General features: G+C 63.8%; 17 protein-coding genes and 2 pseudogenes. 6 read left to right on the top strand and 13 right to left on the bottom strand.

Annotation, left to right across the window (positions count from 1 at the left end):
* Positions 1–178: 178 nt before the first annotated feature.
* The 5 genes from ABQ039_RS19810 to ABQ039_RS19790 all read right to left on the bottom strand — a co-directional run bounded on the left by ABQ039_RS19810 (position 179) and on the right by ABQ039_RS19790 (position 4,903).
* A complete protein-coding gene (locus ABQ039_RS19810) occupies positions 179–511 on the bottom strand; it encodes a lipoprotein (RefSeq protein ID WP_039513672.1) in 333 nt (110 codons plus the stop codon).
* Positions 512–633: 122 nt separating this feature from the next.
* Positions 634–1,374 (bottom strand): RelA/SpoT domain-containing protein, encoded by a 741-nt coding sequence (locus ABQ039_RS19805; RefSeq protein ID WP_184432787.1) that lies wholly within the window; start codon positions 1,372–1,374, stop codon positions 634–636.
* On the bottom strand, positions 1,371–2,375 hold the full coding sequence (locus ABQ039_RS19800; RefSeq protein ID WP_184432790.1) for a ParA family protein: 1,005 nt from the start codon (positions 2,373–2,375) through the stop codon (positions 1,371–1,373). Before ABQ039_RS19800 ends, ABQ039_RS19805 begins: the two co-directional genes overlap by 4 nt.
* Positions 2,376–2,436: 61 nt before the next feature.
* On the bottom strand, positions 2,437–3,273 hold the full coding sequence (locus tag ABQ039_RS19795) for a restriction endonuclease (protein ID WP_349778305.1): 837 nt from the start codon (positions 3,271–3,273) through the stop codon (positions 2,437–2,439).
* 238 nt (positions 3,274–3,511) lie between these two features.
* Positions 3,512–4,903, bottom strand: a complete 1,392-nt coding sequence (locus ABQ039_RS19790) for an alpha/beta hydrolase (protein ID WP_349778306.1) — start codon at positions 4,901–4,903, stop codon at positions 3,512–3,514.
* A gap of 175 nt (positions 4,904–5,078) precedes the next feature.
* Between ABQ039_RS19790 and ABQ039_RS19785 the strand changes: the two genes are divergently transcribed.
* From ABQ039_RS19785 to ABQ039_RS19775, 3 genes and pseudogenes are all read left to right on the top strand, one after another.
* Positions 5,079–5,975: a pseudouridine synthase gene (locus ABQ039_RS19785; protein WP_349778307.1), complete on the top strand. Its 897-nt coding sequence runs from the start codon at positions 5,079–5,081 to the stop codon at positions 5,973–5,975.
* A 118-nt stretch (positions 5,976–6,093) separates the two neighbouring features.
* Positions 6,094–6,423, top strand: a complete 330-nt coding sequence (locus ABQ039_RS19780) for a hypothetical protein (RefSeq protein WP_349778308.1) — start codon at positions 6,094–6,096, stop codon at positions 6,421–6,423.
* Between the two features lie 115 nt (positions 6,424–6,538).
* A pseudogene (locus ABQ039_RS19775) lies at positions 6,539–7,238 on the top strand (DUF2306 domain-containing protein).
* A gap of 57 nt (positions 7,239–7,295) precedes the next feature.
* Here ABQ039_RS19775 and ABQ039_RS19770 read toward each other — a convergent pair.
* A complete protein-coding gene (locus ABQ039_RS19770) occupies positions 7,296–7,697 on the bottom strand; it encodes a hypothetical protein (RefSeq protein WP_349778309.1) in 402 nt (133 codons plus the stop codon).
* A 19-nt stretch (positions 7,698–7,716) separates the two neighbouring features.
* A complete protein-coding gene (locus ABQ039_RS19765) occupies positions 7,717–8,172 on the bottom strand; it encodes a hypothetical protein (protein WP_054591707.1) in 456 nt (151 codons plus the stop codon).
* 292 nt (positions 8,173–8,464) lie between these two features.
* Between ABQ039_RS19765 and ABQ039_RS19760 the strand changes: the two genes are divergently transcribed.
* On the top strand, positions 8,465–8,866 hold the full coding sequence (locus tag ABQ039_RS19760; RefSeq protein WP_046345159.1) for a DUF2384 domain-containing protein: 402 nt from the start codon (positions 8,465–8,467) through the stop codon (positions 8,864–8,866).
* Positions 8,867–8,936: 70 nt separating this feature from the next.
* On the opposite strand, the gene ABQ039_RS19755 is transcribed toward ABQ039_RS19760, so the two are convergent.
* A complete protein-coding gene (locus ABQ039_RS19755; protein ID WP_349778310.1) occupies positions 8,937–10,562 on the bottom strand; it encodes an alpha/beta hydrolase-fold protein in 1,626 nt (541 codons plus the stop codon).
* A gap of 667 nt (positions 10,563–11,229) precedes the next feature.
* Here ABQ039_RS19755 and ABQ039_RS19750 point away from each other — a divergent pair.
* Positions 11,230–11,790, top strand: a complete 561-nt coding sequence (locus ABQ039_RS19750) for a hypothetical protein (RefSeq protein WP_349778311.1) — start codon at positions 11,230–11,232, stop codon at positions 11,788–11,790.
* A 93-nt stretch (positions 11,791–11,883) separates the two neighbouring features.
* On the opposite strand, the pseudogene ABQ039_RS19745 reads toward ABQ039_RS19750, so the two are convergent.
* The 3 genes and pseudogenes from ABQ039_RS19745 to ABQ039_RS19735 form a co-directional block, all read right to left on the bottom strand.
* Positions 11,884–11,934 (bottom strand): annotated as a pseudogene (locus tag ABQ039_RS19745) (plasmid stabilization protein); the annotation flags it as partial.
* Between the two features lie 133 nt (positions 11,935–12,067).
* Positions 12,068–13,180 carry a type II toxin-antitoxin system RelE/ParE family toxin gene (locus ABQ039_RS19740; protein WP_126961659.1) on the bottom strand — a complete coding sequence of 371 codons (1,113 nt, stop codon included), beginning with the start codon at positions 13,178–13,180 and terminating at the stop codon, positions 12,068–12,070.
* Positions 13,167–13,373 (bottom strand): hypothetical protein, encoded by a 207-nt coding sequence (locus ABQ039_RS19735; RefSeq protein WP_024939633.1) that lies wholly within the window; start codon positions 13,371–13,373, stop codon positions 13,167–13,169. Before ABQ039_RS19735 ends, ABQ039_RS19740 begins: the two co-directional genes overlap by 14 nt.
* Positions 13,374–13,643: 270 nt before the next feature.
* Here ABQ039_RS19735 and ABQ039_RS19730 point away from each other — a divergent pair, with 270 nt between their 5' ends.
* Positions 13,644–14,159: a hypothetical protein gene (locus tag ABQ039_RS19730; protein ID WP_349778312.1), complete on the top strand. Its 516-nt coding sequence runs from the start codon at positions 13,644–13,646 to the stop codon at positions 14,157–14,159.
* Positions 14,160–14,199: 40 nt separating this feature from the next.
* On the opposite strand, the gene ABQ039_RS19725 is transcribed toward ABQ039_RS19730, so the two are convergent.
* Entirely contained in the window at positions 14,200–15,465 is a 1,266-nt protein-coding gene (locus tag ABQ039_RS19725) for a phosphatidylserine/phosphatidylglycerophosphate/cardiolipin synthase family protein (RefSeq protein WP_024939635.1), read from the bottom strand.
* A 191-nt stretch (positions 15,466–15,656) separates the two neighbouring features.
* Positions 15,657–16,205: an RNA 2'-phosphotransferase gene (locus tag ABQ039_RS19720; RefSeq protein WP_349778313.1), complete on the bottom strand. Its 549-nt coding sequence runs from the start codon at positions 16,203–16,205 to the stop codon at positions 15,657–15,659.
* Positions 16,206–16,361 lie beyond the last annotated feature (156 nt).

Below are 16,361 nucleotides of genomic sequence, written 5' to 3'. Positions count from 1 at the left end.
CGTGGGGTGGAATGGCAGCGGCAGCGCAAGGCCGGGCGACGGGCGGTGTGTCCGGCCCGGCGTCTGCGCGACGCAGCGTGCACCAGTAGCTCTTCTGCGTGGCCGGCAGGGCCGCAAACGCAAACGCCCGCGTGCGACCGGCAAGGTCCACACGCGGGCGCTGGCGACAGCGGCGGCCTTACTTGGCCGGCACGCGCTGGTACTGCTCGCCACCGGTGTTGAGGTGGCCGTTGGCCGCGTCGATGGCGAAATTCACCGTCTCGCCATCGTTGGTGACCTGCAGCGCCCCGTCCTTGTAGACCGCCGGGTAGCTCTCGGTCTTGGGCTTGCGGCTGAAGAACTTCGGCGTGGTGCTGCGGACCATGAAGGTCTCGCCATTGCGCTCGATGTCCATCGTCTCTTCCTGCGTCTGCACGTTGACCCAGTGGCCGACGAACTTCTCGCCCTCCTCCTTGGCGCAACCGCTCACCAGCAGTGCCGCGGCCAGCGCGGTGCCCATCCACTTCATCATCGTGTGTTCTCCAGTTGAGTCTGGAGCGAGGATGGCGGGTGGGGGATGTATGGGAGGTCAAGATCTCAAAGATATCGAACGGAGAAAATTTTTAAGAATTATGTCCCAGCTTATTTATATCCCTATTTTGGTACGGAAGATAAAGACTTGCGACGATTAGTGGATATCGATGAAGCTCCAGATACAGCGCTCAAACTGGCATTTAAAGTGTCAGCTTCCGCTCGCGATCGAATGATGGAATCAACTAAGCGACCACCCGTTCCAACGAGTTTTGATAAAGCACGTAATTGCTCTCTGCAAGCAATACTTTGCACGGGTCGTGGGTAATTCATGGAGTGGTCCACTTCCCCCCAGATTTCTTCAAAAAGGGTTCGGACTTGAATCTCGCAACAAAGATCGGATTCAGCACTAGGGCGAACTAGATAGTGGACAGATGTATAAAAGGTAGGTCTAATTTCCGGATCGAAACCCAATCCTCTGAAAAATTCGTCAGCCTCCGGGTCCCAACTGAAAACTTTTGGGTCTTCTCCCAACACCCAGTCGCCCGACTTGACTTGCGTCATAATCGCATCATGGATCGGTTTGAATTGGGCTGCGTGGATGTGAAAAACACGTACTCCGGCAAGGTCGGTAATAACTTTAAATATGTTTTTCTCTGAAACTGCAACCCCTAACTCCTTTTTTCTTTTTAATTTTCCGAGAAGGTTATCTTTATTCTTGATTCTTAGCTTAACTGAGTGAACGTCTGTCGACAAACTCGGGTGGGAGACGAAAAATTGAAGAACAGTGCTGGCGAATAGTTTGATCCGATGTTCTTGCTCACTGAATACTTTTAATGCCGATTTGTGTGCTTTTGAAATCATTTTTCGCCTCCTGTTCGAGTCATGACTTCATGGGCAATTTTATCAAAGACTTGGCCAGCCTTTAAAATCTGAGAATTATGTCCTGGATTAACTTTGCCTTTTAATTCGCTGAAGGGAAGCTTCAATTTTTGTGCGTCAGCGGCAAGGGACTGAAAGTGTTTGATTTCGCCAAGTTTGTAAGGGGGATTTATATGGAAATCAGCTCCTAAATTAGCTAGAACATCTACGACGCGTTGCTTTACGCGGGGCCCAATTTTTGATTCCCAGTGTTCATGGGGCTTTGCACTTTTTCCTCCCGTTTTCACTTTGTACGCGGAAGCCACATAGCCCAAGAACTTCGGTCGTCCCTGCAATAAAGTTGCTTTAGATGAGTCGGACGCTAGTGATTTGACGGTGTTCCAATCTGAAATCCACCTGTGAAGTGATTTTCCAACTGCGCCCAATGCTCGAAGTGAAAAAAGATCAGATCCCACCGGGGCCAGAAAATAATCAGAATCTAGAAGTATCGCCCTATTTAAAGGCCCAACGTTCGGGCCTACATCAAAGAGTACATAATCAGCGCCATAATCAGTAGCAACTTTGTTGACCAGTCTTGATAATGCACCCATCACATCATATCCGCGACTCTTTCGTGCAAAAGAATCCGTCCACGCAGCCGGAAGCTCTTCCTCATATTGCGATATCAAAACATCTCCGGCGAGAAGTAAGACGTTCTTATATATTTCTAGTACGTCTATTTCTGCAATATCGCCTCGACCAAGCACAATAGGCTTAATCCCATCCCAAATTGTCGTTGATCCTTTGTCTTCTTCACTTTTGCGGAGATAATTATCGAGCTCATTTTCTTCCAAGCAAAAAGCCGAGAGATTGCACTGCGGATCAGCATCAACCATGAGGACCTTCGCGCCGGCCTTTGCGATGGCAGTGGCGAGATTAACCGTTATTGTTGTTTTCCCGACGCCACCCTTATTATTAAAAAGAGCAATTTTTTTAAATGACATGATTTTCAAAACCTATTCTTATTTCAGGGATCATTTCAAGAACAAGCAGGACAGGGTCCATTTACACAGTCTCCCTGCACGCGGGGAATTGGCTGCAGCCTAGGAACTCTTGGCCAGTGCCCCGATTCCTTCTTCGCACAAGCACATTGCCGCATCGCGGACAGCTTGGAGAGGTGATGTTTGCAGAAGCATTAGACTCAGCCGAAGCAAATACAGGCTCGACGCGCGCTGCTGGTTGCATCGGTTGGGTAGGCGGCTGTCGTTGAGCCGCTTGAATCATGTCCAGCAGCTGTTCGCCGCCGATCAGTTCAATAGGCTTGCCTTGGGCGAAATGCTCTGCGTCATTTGTGTAGGTGCCGATGCAGACGATCTTTACTGCGTGGGCTTGGTGATGGGCTAGCAGGCCGTACATCTCTCGCACGACGCTGACGCCGACCTGCTGGCGCTTCCACTGTTTGCATTGCACCAGCGTGCGGCGGCCGTCCTTGCGCAGGATCAGGTCGATGCCGCCGTCGGCGCCGCCCAGGCCGGTTTCTTCGACGCTGTAGCCCTGGCGGCGAAATGCTTCGCCCACCAATAGTTCGAACTGGCGCCAGCCGCCGGCGGCCAGGCTCTCCAGGCTTGTGCGTGTTTCCAGAAAGCGCCGCCGGCTGCGTGTGCCCAGGTAGGAGAACAGCGCGGCAAGCCAGCAGACGCCGAGCAGCGTCCACGCCAATGGCGCGAACATTCCACTCGATTGCTGGGCGAAGCCCTGCGACAGCATTCCGCTCTGGTGAGAGAACCACCAGGCGATGCCATAGCGCACCACCAGATATGCAGCGATTCCCATCACGAAGCCAACCGGCCACGGCAATGCGGCCAACGCTTCGAACCCGCTCTGCTTCTTTCTGCGTCCCATGCAAGAACCCCCGTTCCAGGTTCGAACATAACCGCTGGAACAAGGTTTGTCAGCAAACCAACCGGCGTTGCGATCTATCTCCCATTAACTGCGCTGCATTAAGTGCTCCGTTGCGGTAGAGCTCGCCGTTGTGCCAATGCTTGAGTTTGCTTGTGTCGCTATCAGCGCATCTTCGTAGGCCGCAGACGAGGAGCGCTTTAAATACTGAGCAATAAGATGGCAGTTCTATAGCCCATCATCATTCCCCAGGCTCACGACAGCGCTCAGCGACTTTCCGGCGCCCCACAAAATCCGCAACCGCACTCGCAAAACACGCAGGGGCTGCAAACGCGAGCAGATGCGCGCCACGCTCAACGGTGCTGAAGGTCATCGGGCCTGCCGTTTTCAGCAGTGCGGCATGCGCCTGCGCGCCGGCGTACGGGGTGTTGGGATCTAGCGTGCCGTGAATGACCAGCGTGCGTGGCAGGGTGGCGGGGCTGCGGCCGAACCAGGCGTCGCGCGGGTAGGTGGGCAGGCCGGCGTCCACCAGCAGGCCGGGGATGGGGCTGACGAACAGGGCGTCCTTGGCTTCGGTCGCGACCGTTTCGCGGGTGAGGGTTGGCCGCGCATTGTTTTCGGACGCGGCAATCAGCATGACCAGCGGCAATGCGGGCTGGTTGTCGCCGCCTTGGCCCATGGCTGCAAGTGATGTCTGCAGATCGGTGATAGTGGCAGTGAGCAACGTGGCGTCGTCACGGGCAAGGCCGTCGATGATCGCGGGGATCCGGTCGCGCAGCGTGGGGAAGTTGAGCAGCATGCCGAGAAAGCGCTTGAGGTCTTTGCCGGGGATTTGCGTGCGCCATGCGGCGCTATCGCTGCGATCGAGCACGCTGCGATAGGTGGCGATGTGTGCGTCGTCCAACAGCGCGCGGCCTACCGCATCGACCACCGCGGTGCGGTGGCTCAAGTCCCATGGCGCGGCAGTTTCCGGTGGCACCAGGCCATCCAGCACCAGCCCATCCAATGGCACGGGCGCCACTTGCAGGGTGCGTAGTGCCAGCTGCGTGCCATAGGACACGCCGTATAGCAGCACCTTGCCCTTGCGTCGTTGCTGGCGGATCAGCAGTGCAAGATCTTGCGCCGCTTCGGTGATGGTGAAGGCCTTGGTTCTTTGCGCATCTGCATACAGCGCGCCGATGCACGGGCCCCATTCGGCGCCGGCCAGGCCCACGCCGTCTGCGCTTTGCGGCGCTTCCTGCGCGGGGCACAGGCGGGCCGAGCGCCCAGTGCCGCGATGGTCCGGAATGATCAGGTCATAGCCGGGAAAGGCGCGCCGGTAAGTGCTGATCATCGGGTACAGCGATGCGCCGGCTTCGCCCGGCCCGCCCGCAATCAGCCAGACTTCGCCGCGTCGCTTGCTCTGGTCCGGCGTAGGAAAACGTCGAACGAATAGCTCGATCGTGCCAGCATCCGCGGCTTCATGACGCAGCGGCACGTCGGTGATCAGGCATTCGCTACCGACCAATGGTGTGTGTGCCGCAGCGTCGGCACATGCGGTGAATGATGGCGGTGGCGTCTGCGCCGCGGCGGCAACCGGTGCAAGGAATGCAGCAAGGCAGGCAACGGCCGCGTAGATCGTAGGACGACGCATCGAGTTCCATCTCTCGGCAAAGAGCCGCAGCATTACCTAATGGGGCTGCGCGCGTATCGCCCGAAAGTCATTCTTCGCCGATGAGGTGCGCATGTCGCTGCGCAGATTGTGCAACAGTCAAGCGCGCGCGCGGTACGATCCAACCCCATCTGTTTGAGCGCGCATCGCTGTCGCCATGGTTTCAACACGCCCGATCCTCGGTGGCATGGCCGCCAGCCAGTTCCAGCTACCAATGGGAAGCTGGGCCACGGTATTGGAGGCGCTATGCGCATGTTTCCCGAGTGTGGATGCGGCCACGTGGCGTGACCGCTTCGCGCGTGGGCGTGTGCTGGACGCGAATGCGCAGGTGCTGGATGTGTCGGCGCCGTATCGATTGGGTGCGGAGATCTATTACTTCCGCGAAGTGGCAGATGAGCCCGTCATCGCGGCGGCTGAAGCCGTGGTGCATGCCGACGCGCACGTGGTGGTGGCGTGCAAGCCGCACTTTCTGCCGGTGGTGCCCGCAGGCGTGTATGTGCGCGAGACGTTGCTCACGCGGCTGGTGCGGCATTTCGATAATCCCGCGTTGGTGCCACTGCACCGCATCGATCGTGACACTGCCGGATTGGTGTTGTTCTCTGCCAACCCGGCCACACGCGGGATCTACCAGGCGCTGTTCCGCGAGCGACGTATCCGCAAACACTACCTGGCAGTCGCGCCACCGCTGCCGGGGCTGAGGTTTCCGTATGTCCATCGCAGCCGGCTGGAGCCGGGCGAGCCGTTCTTCCGCATGCGCGAGGGCATGGGCGAGCCGAACAGTGAGACGGTGATCGATGTGGTCGCGCGCGGCGCAGACACGTGGACGTATCGATTGGAACCGGTCACCGGGCGCAAGCACCAGTTGCGCGTGCACATGGCTGCGCTGGGTGCGCCGATCCTGCATGACCGCTTCTATCCAGAGCTGGAAGATCAGCGGCCCGATGATCCGGAGCGGCCGCTGCAGTTGTTCGCGCACACGTTGGCATTCGATGACCCGATCACTGGTGAGCTTCGGCGCTTCACCGCGACGATCGAACCGACAAAATCGGCTTGAGACGCAAAGCTATGCTTCGCTAAAAAAATCAGGCGAAATATCTGGTTTTCAGATATCCGAAAAAGCGCGCTACGGTGGCTTTGCGGACATACGTCCGCTCACGTCGAGGACGGACGCCATGACCACTTCGAAAGCCCTTACGACCAATACTCGGCAGCGCGTGCGGCCAGCGGCCAAGATAGAAGCGCACGCAGAGCCCTTCACCTTCGGCGTCACCCTGCAGCAGATCGACCAGTTCCATACGCTGCTGCGCACGATCACTGCGCAGAGCGACATGGTGGCGGTGTGCAGCGGCAAGCCGCTGGATGCCACCAGTCTGTCGGTTCTGGGCGAGAGCATCTTCAATGCCGCCCGCGCGGTACGCGGTGTAGTCGATGAGATTTACGAGCAGCGGCTCGGTGGCGACGGTGTTGATCCGGCATCGCACGCAATGCAGCGCCAGGCGTAAGTCTTCCCTCCGCGCCGCACCTACGATCGCGCCCACGCTCCTGCTGCATGTCCATGCTAGCGTTCCGCTGCCGAGAGCAGGCTGGCCGAAGGAGCGGGGCATGCGGGTCGATCCGATGCGCGAAGGTGTCGAGGTAGCGGGTAGCAGGCCGTTTGCCCGTGTGGCGTGGGCGTTGTTGTGGCTTGCGCTGGCCGTGTTCGCGGCCGAGTTTGTCCGCCATGTGTACCTGAAGTACGCCGCGCTGGAGTCGCCGGCATACGCCATGTTCCTGACCCGGCGCGGCTGGCTGTGGTGCCATCTGGGTGGCGGCGCCGTCGGCATCGCCCTGGGCACGCTGCAGTTCGCCACGCAAGGCTGGCGCAGGCATGCATGGGTGCACCGCTGGGTTGGGCGTGCGTATTTCGTTGGCATGTTGGTGGCGATGCTTGGCGCCACCGGGTTGATCGCCACCTCGCCTGCGCCGATGGCGATCCGCGTGGCCTTCGCAGCGACGGAAGCGGCGTGGCTGGTGGTGGCGTCCGTGGGCCTGGTGGCCATCCGTTGCGGGCGGGTTGGTCGGCACCGACGCTGGATGGTGCGGGCGTATCTGGTGACCTTGGCGCCGGTCGTGTTCCGTGTGTTGCTCTACGCAGCGGTCGGGGCCGGGGTGGCGCCATCGCCCGATACGATCGCGGCGCTGCTATGGGCCAGTTGGGCGGTGCCGTTGCTGATCCACGTGGTGGGGAGCGCCATCGCCAACGCCGCGCGCCGGCACGTGCGGCTGTCCGCAGCCCCGGCGGGTGCCGGCGTCGGAATCGACGCTCGCTGAGGCCTGACACGCAGCGCAACCAGCCAATGCAGCGCGCGTCGTGGACCAGGCGGCAACTGCCGCTCTACAGACAGGTGCCCCCTCGACCGACTCGGAAGGAAACCAGCATTCCCTGCGCATCGAACGTCAGCGAAATCATGGTGAACGTGGTTGCGCAGGGAAAATGCGGCCACCGCGTTCGCACGGGGGCGGCCATGAGCGTGGGGCCCATGCCCATGGCGGTACGCAGCGCATTGCGCTCCGCCCAGGCCAGTACCTGCGTTTGCGACATGCCTGGTGTCAGTTCCCGCTCGGCTTTGTCGCGCCAGTACGTCTGCTGCCGTTGCTCGGCCGGGCTTGCCGTGCAGCGGTAGCCGCCCAGTGCGACCAGCAGCAGGACAATACCGATGCCTAGCCACACCCTGCGCCTGCGTCGCCTTGCGCGATCGCGCGGGCGCAGGGTGTGTGGTTGCAATGGGTCGCGCATCGGTGGCGTGTGCCTGCGCTCAACGCACCTTGTACAACACCGCCGCACCCGGCTTGGGCTCGAACATCGGCACGGTCTGCTGCTTGAGCGCGGTGCCCTTGGCATCCCACACCAGCGTCTCGGCGGGGTATTCCTCGTTGCGGGTCATGGTGTCGATCTGCTTGACGATCACCGTCTTGCCGGCGGGCACTTCCGGGTTCCAGGCGAACACGCCCAGGCGGCCGTAGAACACCGCCGGCGCGGCGGCATCCAGGCGGCGGTCCGGGCACATGACCAGGCCGCGTTCCAGCATCACCCGCAGCGCGCCGACGGGCACGGCCTTGACGGTGGGGCCGGTGCGGTCGGTGCTGTGGCCGGGGCAGACATTGGCCGAGCGGGTGAGCATGTCCTCGACCACCTGGCGGTCGGACTGGGCCAAGGCCGGCAGCGCGGCGGTGGACAGGGCAAGTACGGCGAGAGCGGATTTCCAGGGCATCTGACAACTCCTCATGAGATGACACTCCAATACGGCAGCCCTGCAGGCGGGCTGCTGCCAGTGACGCGCCCGGATGCTAGCAAGCCCCGCGTTAAGCGCCGCCAATGGTTGGCGCCCCTTCCAGGCGGGCGCGCAAGCGGGACTCGGCCACCGAAGCCGCCGCCGGCCCGCCAACCCCGCCGGCGCGTAATGCAACGGCCGCTGACGCCCATCGCCGCTGTCAGGAGACTCCTGATTGAGCGGCGGCGGCGACGCGGATAGCGTGCGCGCTATCACACCGTTGGACTGCTTTATGGAACGCGCCGACCTCATTGCATCACTGCTCACCGGCATGCGGCGTGCCGAAGACTTCCGCGCGCATGGGGCGGCCTACAACACTGCGCACAGCCAGCAGATGGCGGTCGACCACGGCAAGGCCGCCGACGCCGAGCTGGTGCTGTCGCTGTTCGCCTTCACGCCGGAGCACCTCAAGCTGCTGGGCAGCACCGGCATCGAGAACCTGGGCGAGATCGTCTGCCACGCCTGGGCCTTGAACGCCGGCAACAACGAGGCGCTGATCGGCTGGTTCCGCAAGCCCATGAACGCGCTGGACGGGCAGACGCCGGCAGCGCTGGTCCGCAGCGGCAGCCTGAAAGTGCTGCTGCTGGTGCTCAGGCAGCAGCTGGAGTGGGAATTGCCCAAGCGCTCGGCCTGAGCAGCGGGGCCGGTGATGCTGCGCCCTGGCGTGCCGGTGGCCGGCACGCCGATCGGCAGCGCCGGCGCGCTTACTGTTTGGGCCGCGCCACGGCGTACATCTCCCAGGCAATCTTCTTCATCAAGGCGTTGCTGTCCTCGCCCTCCTTGTACAGGTCGAAGTGGGTGCGGCCTTCCAGGTAGCGGAAGTCGCTCCTGGCGCCCAGGCCGTCCAGCACCGCCTGGAACTTGCGCGCCGCCCCATCCAGGTAGAACGTGTCGGCGGTGCCGACGATCAGGTGAATCTTGCCGTCCAGATCCGGCTTGAGCGTGGGCCACTGCGCGGCCACGCGCGCGGCGATGTCGTAGTGCGTGTGCCAGTAGGCCACCACGGCCGGGTCCACCTTGCCGGTGTCGCGGTCGAACATCGGCACCGGGCGGCCGTCGGGCCCGCGCGGCGAGAACACCCAGTCGAACGAGGCCATCTGCCCGCCATACGGGCCTAACACGCGTTCGAGCTTGGCGAAGGTTTCCAGGTCGGCCACCACCTTGCCCTGGTCGCGGATCAGCGGGAACTGGCTGCCGTCCGGGCGCCGGTAGACGTTGGCATTGGGCGCGTACAGATCCGGCCCGGTGAAGTCGTGGAAGTCGCTCGAATCGGGCGAGGTGGACCAGGTGCCGCCGAACAGCTTGGGGTAGCGCGTCTGCAGCCACAGCGTGGCCCAGCCGCCGGAAGAATGCCCGTTGAGGAACCGGCCCTTGGCGTTGCCGTCCATCTTGTACTGCCGTTCGAGCGCGGGGATCAGCTCTTCGGTCAGCGCGGTGCCCCAGGGGCCGTTGTTGACCGAGTCGGCGAACTCGTGGGTGCCGGTGGGCGTGGACTGGTCCAGGAACACCCAGATCATCGGCGGCATCTGCTTGGCCGCCATCGCGCTCCAGGTGGCGGCGATGCTGCCGGCAAAGCGGTTGTAGTTGCCGCCGAAGCCGTGGGTGACATACACGGTCGGATAGCGGGTGGCGGCCTTGGCGTCGTAGCCGGGCGGGGTGAGCACGCGGGCGCGCAGCGACACCGGCCGGCCCCAGAACGCGCTCAGCGACGGGCTGACCAGCGAGGCGTCCGCGCTATGCAGCCTGGCCTCCGGGATAGCGTCGCGGATCGCCTGCGGCGCCCGCGGCGACACCTGCCACGGGTCGTCCGACGCGGGCACCTGCTTGCTGAGTTTCAGTGTGGGCAACGGCTTGCCCTTGCCCTGCGTCACCGCGGTGACCTCGCTCAACAGGTCGCCGCCATCGCGGCCGGCATAGCTGTAACTGTGGTCCGGATCCAGCACGGCCTGGAACAGGTACTCGCCGGCCGGCAACGCGGAAAAACCGCTGGGGAAGGCGATGTTGTCCAGGTCGATCTCGACGCTGGCACCGGGGGCAAGCGCGGTCACCTCCTGCGCCGCCACCGCCACCGCGGTCGGGCGGAACGGGTTCACGCTCACCTCCTCCACCTTGCCGGCTTTGCCGTCCTTGCCATCCTTGGCCGCGGCCTGGGCGTCCTTGGCCAGCGTGGCGAAGACCAGCAGGCGCCCGGACACGGGCTGGTCGCTCGCCCCGTCCAGCGTGACGCGCAGCAGGCGATGGGCCGCTGCCGGTGCGGCGGCGTGCGCGCAGCAGGCGCACAACAGGCCAACGGCCAGACCCAGGCGGGGGGCAAGACGATGCAGAGACATGCAGATCCTTGGGAACGCAGGTGGATGGAGCGGGCGCACACGGCCCTGTGCAGACTGTAGCCAGTTCCCGGCCGGCCGTGCGCCACCAACGCGAGGTCTGGTCACCGTATCCGATCTGCCCGCTCCAGCGCTCACATCATCAACCGGACGCGACACAGACACCGGCCGGCATCGCAAGCGGTAACGTGAAGCTGGGCCAGCCCCAAGTAACCAAAGCGAAAGCCAGCGTCAGTTTCAACCCGGTAAATGTCTGACAGACAGCCAATCTGATGTCGGCTTTAGATTTCGCTTGTTCCCGGTGAGGCGCACTTGCTGCGGCCGATTATGTTTGGTCTTGTGGTCGATGCGTTGCGTGCGGTCTCGACTGATGTCTGATTCGAGAAACAGACACGGTGTTTGCACCGAATTTCAAACTGCATCACGCAACGACGTCGTTGAGACGATTTGCCGGGTTTGCGAGGTCTTGGTCTTCAACGATGAACCCACCAGCGGCGTGGCCAGCTGGGTGGCGTAGGTGTGGTGCTGCCACACACACGCATGTCGTCATCGTACGCAATCGATCATCTGCCGCTTGGCGTTATGCACAGGTGCCGTTGCGAATGTCCATTCAAGGCGCAAGCGGCAGTCGCTGCGGACACCTTGCATCACACACCAGGGAACGATCGAAATGAAACGTAAAACCAGCTATCGCGGTGCGCTTGCGGCCTGCGGCCTCTCACTCGTCGTGGCCGCGTTGTGCATGGACGCTGCCGTTGCCGCACCGGTGACCGGGGCGGATACGGTCACGTTGAGCCATGTCTTTGCCACGCTGCAGACGGGCCAGCAGGATCAGAAACCCGACGACATCGCGGCCTGTCGCAAGCAGGTTTCCGCACCGGGTTCCAAGTACCTGGGCTCGGCGGTCACCACCAAGTACTCCATCGACGTGCAGTCCAAGATGATGTCTGCGTCCTCGTCGCTGCCATCCCCGGGGGGCACGCAGCCGATGACGGTGACGATACCGCTGTCACCGTTGGGCTTGTCCGGGGAGTATGCCTTCGGTGCATTTCGGCCGAGCGCGCTGCCTAACACCTATGTGCTGTTCTCGGTCGGGCTGGACTTCAAGGGGCCGCAGTCGTCCGTGCTGGTTCTCAACAGCGACAAGACCTACAACTGCCTGGTGACCAGCAATCCGGCGCCGTTGAAGGGAGCCCTGGGTACCAAGTTGGGCAAAGACCAGGGGCGCTGATGTCTGCAACCGCCGGGTAATCGGTGAACGCGCCGAAGGTAGCTTCGGCTTGTTCGCCTCGGTGCTGCGGCCGTGCAGTGCAGCCCTCGCGCGGATCGCGCGATGCACGTCGTCGGGGATATTGCGGACGGTGAAAGAAGGCATGCCGCCCTCGCGCAGGAATCAGGTTGCTTGCACTTCAGGAAAGTGCAAGCACTCACACAACGTCACCCGGTATCGAAGCAGTCATCCCCGCACCAGCAAGAAGTGAAATCCGGGGCCAACCTGGCCCCACTACTCACCGATACGGTCCGGGCCCGCGCCATACCGGCTCGCCTTGCTTGTAGACCTCCATCATGTTGATGACCTCGCGGGCATCGCCGATGTCTTTGAGCTCCGGCGAGTCCGGCGGCAGCAGGCGGCATTTGCTGGAGCCGCGCTTGAGCGCGACTTCCAGCGGGCAGACCATGCGGTACTGGGTGCCGGGCAGGATGATGGCCACTTCCTTCATGCCCTGGTCGCGCCAATTGCGCAGCTGGGTTTCGCTGCGCACTTCGTAATAGACCTGGTAGCCGCCCACATCCATGCTGGGTTGGGCGTTGTTGCGATCGCGGCGGCGGCCTTCGCTGATGGTGGGCGTGTTGGACATGCCGTCTTCGGCGGCATCAGCTTCTTCTTCGAGCATGCCCGGTGGGCGGCCGGTCCAGGTTTCGGGGCGGCGCTGCGGCGGCGACGAGGGTTCTGCCGGCGGTTGCGGCGGGGTGGGGCGCTGCACCGGTTGCGTCTGGCGCTGCTCGACCAGGCCGCCGCGGCGGGTGTTGCCTGCCGGCGGGATCGGGTTCTTGGCAGTCTTGACCAGGGTGGACTGCACCGGCGAGGCGGCCGGCGGCGGTTGCACGGGCGCGGGCGTTTGCGACGGCGGAGTCGGTGTCGGCGAGGGCGTGGGTTGTTCGGGCGTGGAGGTGTCGCCGACAAAATCCACCTTGGTGCGGCCGCCGCTGGCCGAGCCCTGCGGCGGGGTCATGGTGGGCGTGGAGGCCGACAGCAGGATCAGCAGCATCAGCACGTGCAGCAGGGCGCTGATCAGCGCGGCGATCCAGGGTTCGATGCGTTCGATCAGCGGCTCGGTGCGCGGCAGCCAGTCCTGCGTCTGCAGGCGGACGTGCAGCAGCTGCAGCGCGTCGTCGCGCACGCGGTAGACCAGCACGTAGGGCGTTTGCTTGACCACCCATTCGCGGGTGCCGGCGACGCGGCCGGCGCGGCCGCGGCCGGGTTGCTCGGCCAGGGTGCGGGTGGCTTCCAGCACCTGCCGCGCCATCGCGGCGGCGGCGGTCGGGTTGAGCGCGTGGTAGTGATCCTGGGCGTGTGCGAGTTGCCTGGCGGCCGGGACAGTCCAGTCACGCCGCAACATCAACGCCCCATCTGGCGAACAGTGCGCTCACCTGTGCCGGCGCGGCAAAGGCGCCCTGATCCGCTGCGGCCATGCCGTCCAGCACGGCGGCCTCGAAGCTGGCGGTGTCCACGACGCGAACCACGTCGTCCCATCCTGCCGTCTCGGGCAGCGTGTCGATCAGCGTGCGGGCTTCTTGCTTGATGGCGGACATGGCACTGCGGTGGGGGAACTCTGCCGGCAAGTCTACCCGTGCGGCTCCGCTTCGCGTGTGGCAATGGCTGGCGCGCGGCTGGGGCGTTCACCGGCAGTAGCCGGCAGGCCGGTCCTGCGCGAAGGTCGGTTGCCTGTCGCGATTGCCGCGCGCGGCGGCGGCCACCCGGGCAAGCCGCCTGTGTGCGCAGAAAGTGACACTTGGCACCTTGTTCGTTATGGGGGCCGGTTTCATTCTGCGTCGGTCACCTCACCCCGCAAAGGAATCGCCATGCCCGCTGCTGCCATCGCACCGCTGACGCCGTATCTGTCGATGGCGGCCATCGCCTTGCTCTACTACCGGCGCATCCGGCGCAGCTTCGGCCGCCAGCCGTGGAAGCCGGTGAGCACGGCGCTGCGTACCGTGGTGCTGGTCATTGCGGCGGCAGCGCTGGCGTTTGCGGTGTATGGCTTGCCGCAGGTTCGGCTGGGGATCGCCGCCGGAACGCTGGTCGGCATCGGGCTGGGCGCGCTGTCGCTGCGCTACACGCATGCCGAATGGGTGGAAGGGCGCGGCTGGTATACGCCCAATCCGTGGATCGGCGGCGGCCTGACGCTGGTGCTGCTCGGGCGCCTGGCCTGGCGCTGGGCCGATGGCGCCTTCAGCGCGGGCGCGGCGGCGGCCGGCTCGCAGGCCAGCCCGTTGACGCTGGGCATTGCCGCAGCGCTGGTGCTGTACTCGCTGGTGCACGTTGGCGGGCTGTGGTGGCGGCTGCGCCAGCTGCGGCTGCAGGCTGTGCAGCGCTGAGCGCGGGTGCGCTCACTGCCAGGTGGGGGAAGGCCTTTGCCTACACCTGCGAGCGGAACGGGACCACCAGCTTCTCGCCCAGCTTTTGCCGCAGCGGCCGCTTGCGCCAGCGCTCCAGCGTGTACAGCTCGGCCCGTTGCAGGTCGCGCTCGAACACCTCGGTCATCTGCGCGGCCAGGTCACGGTCGTAGACATTCAGGCTGGCCTCGTCGTTGAGGCGGAACGAGCGGATGTCGAAGTTGGTCGAGCCCACCGAGACCAGCAGGCCGTCGATGATCAGCAGCTTGGTGTGCAGCATGGTGGGCAGGAATTCGTGGATGGCGATGCCGGCCTGCAGCAGCGGTTCCCAGCTGGCCTTGGAGGCCAGCCGCACCGAGACCGCATCGATATGCTTGCCCGGCAGCAGCACGCGGATGCGCACGCCGCGCGCACGCGCTTCCAGCAGCGAGCGGGTGATCAGCGCATCCGGCACGAAGTAGGCGGCGGCCAGGTCGATGGAGCTGCGCGCCGCGGCGATGGCGATGAGATACATCAGGTGCATGCTCTCGCTGCCGCCGGCGGGCGAAGCCACGAACAGCTGCGCGTCGCTGTCGCCGGCCGGTGCCAGCTCGGGGTAGTACTCGGCGCCGTTGAGCACGCGGCCGGTGCTCTTGATCCAGTTGTCGTTGAAGGCGGCCTGCACCTGCGCCACCACCGGGCCTTCGATGCGGTAATGCGAGTCGCGCCAGTGCTCCGGGTCCTGCGCGTCGCCCATCCACTGGTCGGCCACGCCAACGCCGCCGGTGAAGCCGATGCGGCCATCGATCACCAGCAGCTTGCGATGGGTGCGGTTATTGACGCGGTGCAGGTTGTACCAGGTCAGCGGGCGGTAGCGATGCACCTCCACCCCGGCGTCGGTCATGTCCTGCACCAGCGAGGCATCCATCTTCAGGCTGCCGCCCCAGTCGATGGTGACGCGCACCTTGACCCCGGCACGCGCGCGCTCGGACAGCGCCTGGCTGAACTCGCGGCCGATCTCGCCCGACCAGTAGATATAGGTTTCGAAGGTGATGGTGCGCTGCGCGCTGCGGATGGCGGCCAGCATCGCCGGAAAGATCTCGCTGCCGTTGTGCAGCACCTGGATCTTGTTGCCGGGCAGGATCGCCGGACCCAGCAACACCGACATCTCGCGTTTGAACTGCGGGTCGGCGACGTCGTAGCAATGGCTGGGGATGTGCTCGAGCTTTTTCTCGGGCGTGGCGAAGTTGAGCAGCAGCAGCCCCACCACCAGCGTGGTGACGACCGTGGCCACGATGATCCATGTCATGCATCCAACTCCGGTTCCCCTGCCATCGACAGCCCCAAGCGGCCGGCATTCTGGCAAGGCGGGCGGCATGGGGGCCGTGAAGGGGGGATGCGTCCGGCGTCTGCGCGTGTCCATGCCGGCCCAGGTGCTGGCCGGCACCGCGCACCGATGCCGGTGGCAGGCAGCCGGTGGCAGGCCTGCTGTGCGTCAGCTCAGCGCGGGCGGGTCAGGAACGCTGCCGGAACCTGCGCGGTGAGCCAGACGCCGTTGTCGGCCTGGAAGAACGGCAGGCCGTCGCGATGCATGCGCCCGGCGTCGACCTGCAACACCACCGGCTCGCCGTAGCGCTGCCCCACCGATGCGGCGGTCTGCGGGTTGTCGGACAGATGCACATGGTGGCGCTGGCCGGGGCGCAAGCCCTCGGCCATGATCGCTTCGAGAAAGCGCGTGGCGGTGCCGTGATACAGCACCTCGGGCGGCACCCTGGTTTCGAGCTGCAAGGCCACGGTTGGGGTGGAATGCCCCTGCACTGCGCGGATCCGTTGCCCATCAGCAGACAGCGCAAAGCGTTTCTTGTCGCTGCCGGCGACCACCGCCTGGATCAGCTCCAGATCGAGCGCGGTGCCGTGGGCCCCGGCGCCGGCAATCAACGCGTCCAGTTCGGCCCAGCCCTCCGAGTCGAGCGTGAGTCCGATCGCCTGCGGTTCGTGGCGCAGCACGAAACTGAGGAACTTGCTGATGTCGGTGTGGTGCTTGCTCATGCGGCGGCGCCCGAAGCGTCCTTGCGGCCAGTGATGCCGGCAATGTTGACGCATCCAGGTGGCCAACGCGCGTGCGCGAGCCGTGGTGCCCGGCGGTGCCGGGACTGGTGCTGTATGACCAAGGGGCATCGACAGATTCCCCCGGGCTGCATGCAT

This window comes from Xanthomonas sp. WHRI 6108, assembly GCF_040202385.2.
In the GTDB taxonomy this organism is placed as follows: Bacteria; Pseudomonadota; Gammaproteobacteria; order Xanthomonadales; family Xanthomonadaceae; genus Xanthomonas; species Xanthomonas arboricola.
Note: the sequence above shows the minus strand (reverse complement) of the source record. Positions and strands in the feature narration are given on the sequence as shown.

Coding starts and splice junctions, on each gene's coding strand:
- ABQ039_RS19810 (WP_039513672.1), bottom strand. CDS start 511: ATGATGAAGTGGATGGGCACCGCGCTGGCCGCGGCACTGCTGGTGAGC.
- ABQ039_RS19805 (WP_184432787.1), bottom strand. CDS start 1,374: ATGATTTCAAAAGCACACAAATCGGCATTAAAAGTATTCAGTGAGCAA.
- ABQ039_RS19800 (WP_184432790.1), bottom strand. CDS start 2,375: ATGTCATTTAAAAAAATTGCTCTTTTTAATAATAAGGGTGGCGTCGGG.
- ABQ039_RS19795 (WP_349778305.1), bottom strand. CDS start 3,273: ATGGGACGCAGAAAGAAGCAGAGCGGGTTCGAAGCGTTGGCCGCATTG.
- ABQ039_RS19790 (WP_349778306.1), bottom strand. CDS start 4,903: ATGCGTCGTCCTACGATCTACGCGGCCGTTGCCTGCCTTGCTGCATTC.
- ABQ039_RS19785 (WP_349778307.1), top strand. CDS start 5,079: ATGGTTTCAACACGCCCGATCCTCGGTGGCATGGCCGCCAGCCAGTTC.
- ABQ039_RS19780 (WP_349778308.1), top strand. CDS start 6,094: ATGACCACTTCGAAAGCCCTTACGACCAATACTCGGCAGCGCGTGCGG.
- ABQ039_RS19770 (WP_349778309.1), bottom strand. CDS start 7,697: ATGCGCGACCCATTGCAACCACACACCCTGCGCCCGCGCGATCGCGCA.
- ABQ039_RS19765 (WP_054591707.1), bottom strand. CDS start 8,172: ATGCCCTGGAAATCCGCTCTCGCCGTACTTGCCCTGTCCACCGCCGCG.
- ABQ039_RS19760 (WP_046345159.1), top strand. CDS start 8,465: ATGGAACGCGCCGACCTCATTGCATCACTGCTCACCGGCATGCGGCGT.
- ABQ039_RS19755 (WP_349778310.1), bottom strand. CDS start 10,562: ATGTCTCTGCATCGTCTTGCCCCCCGCCTGGGTCTGGCCGTTGGCCTG.
- ABQ039_RS19750 (WP_349778311.1), top strand. CDS start 11,230: ATGAAACGTAAAACCAGCTATCGCGGTGCGCTTGCGGCCTGCGGCCTC.
- ABQ039_RS19740 (WP_126961659.1), bottom strand. CDS start 13,180: ATGTTGCGGCGTGACTGGACTGTCCCGGCCGCCAGGCAACTCGCACAC.
- ABQ039_RS19735 (WP_024939633.1), bottom strand. CDS start 13,373: ATGTCCGCCATCAAGCAAGAAGCCCGCACGCTGATCGACACGCTGCCC.
- ABQ039_RS19730 (WP_349778312.1), top strand. CDS start 13,644: ATGCCCGCTGCTGCCATCGCACCGCTGACGCCGTATCTGTCGATGGCG.
- ABQ039_RS19725 (WP_024939635.1), bottom strand. CDS start 15,465: ATGACATGGATCATCGTGGCCACGGTCGTCACCACGCTGGTGGTGGGG.
- ABQ039_RS19720 (WP_349778313.1), bottom strand. CDS start 16,205: ATGAGCAAGCACCACACCGACATCAGCAAGTTCCTCAGTTTCGTGCTG.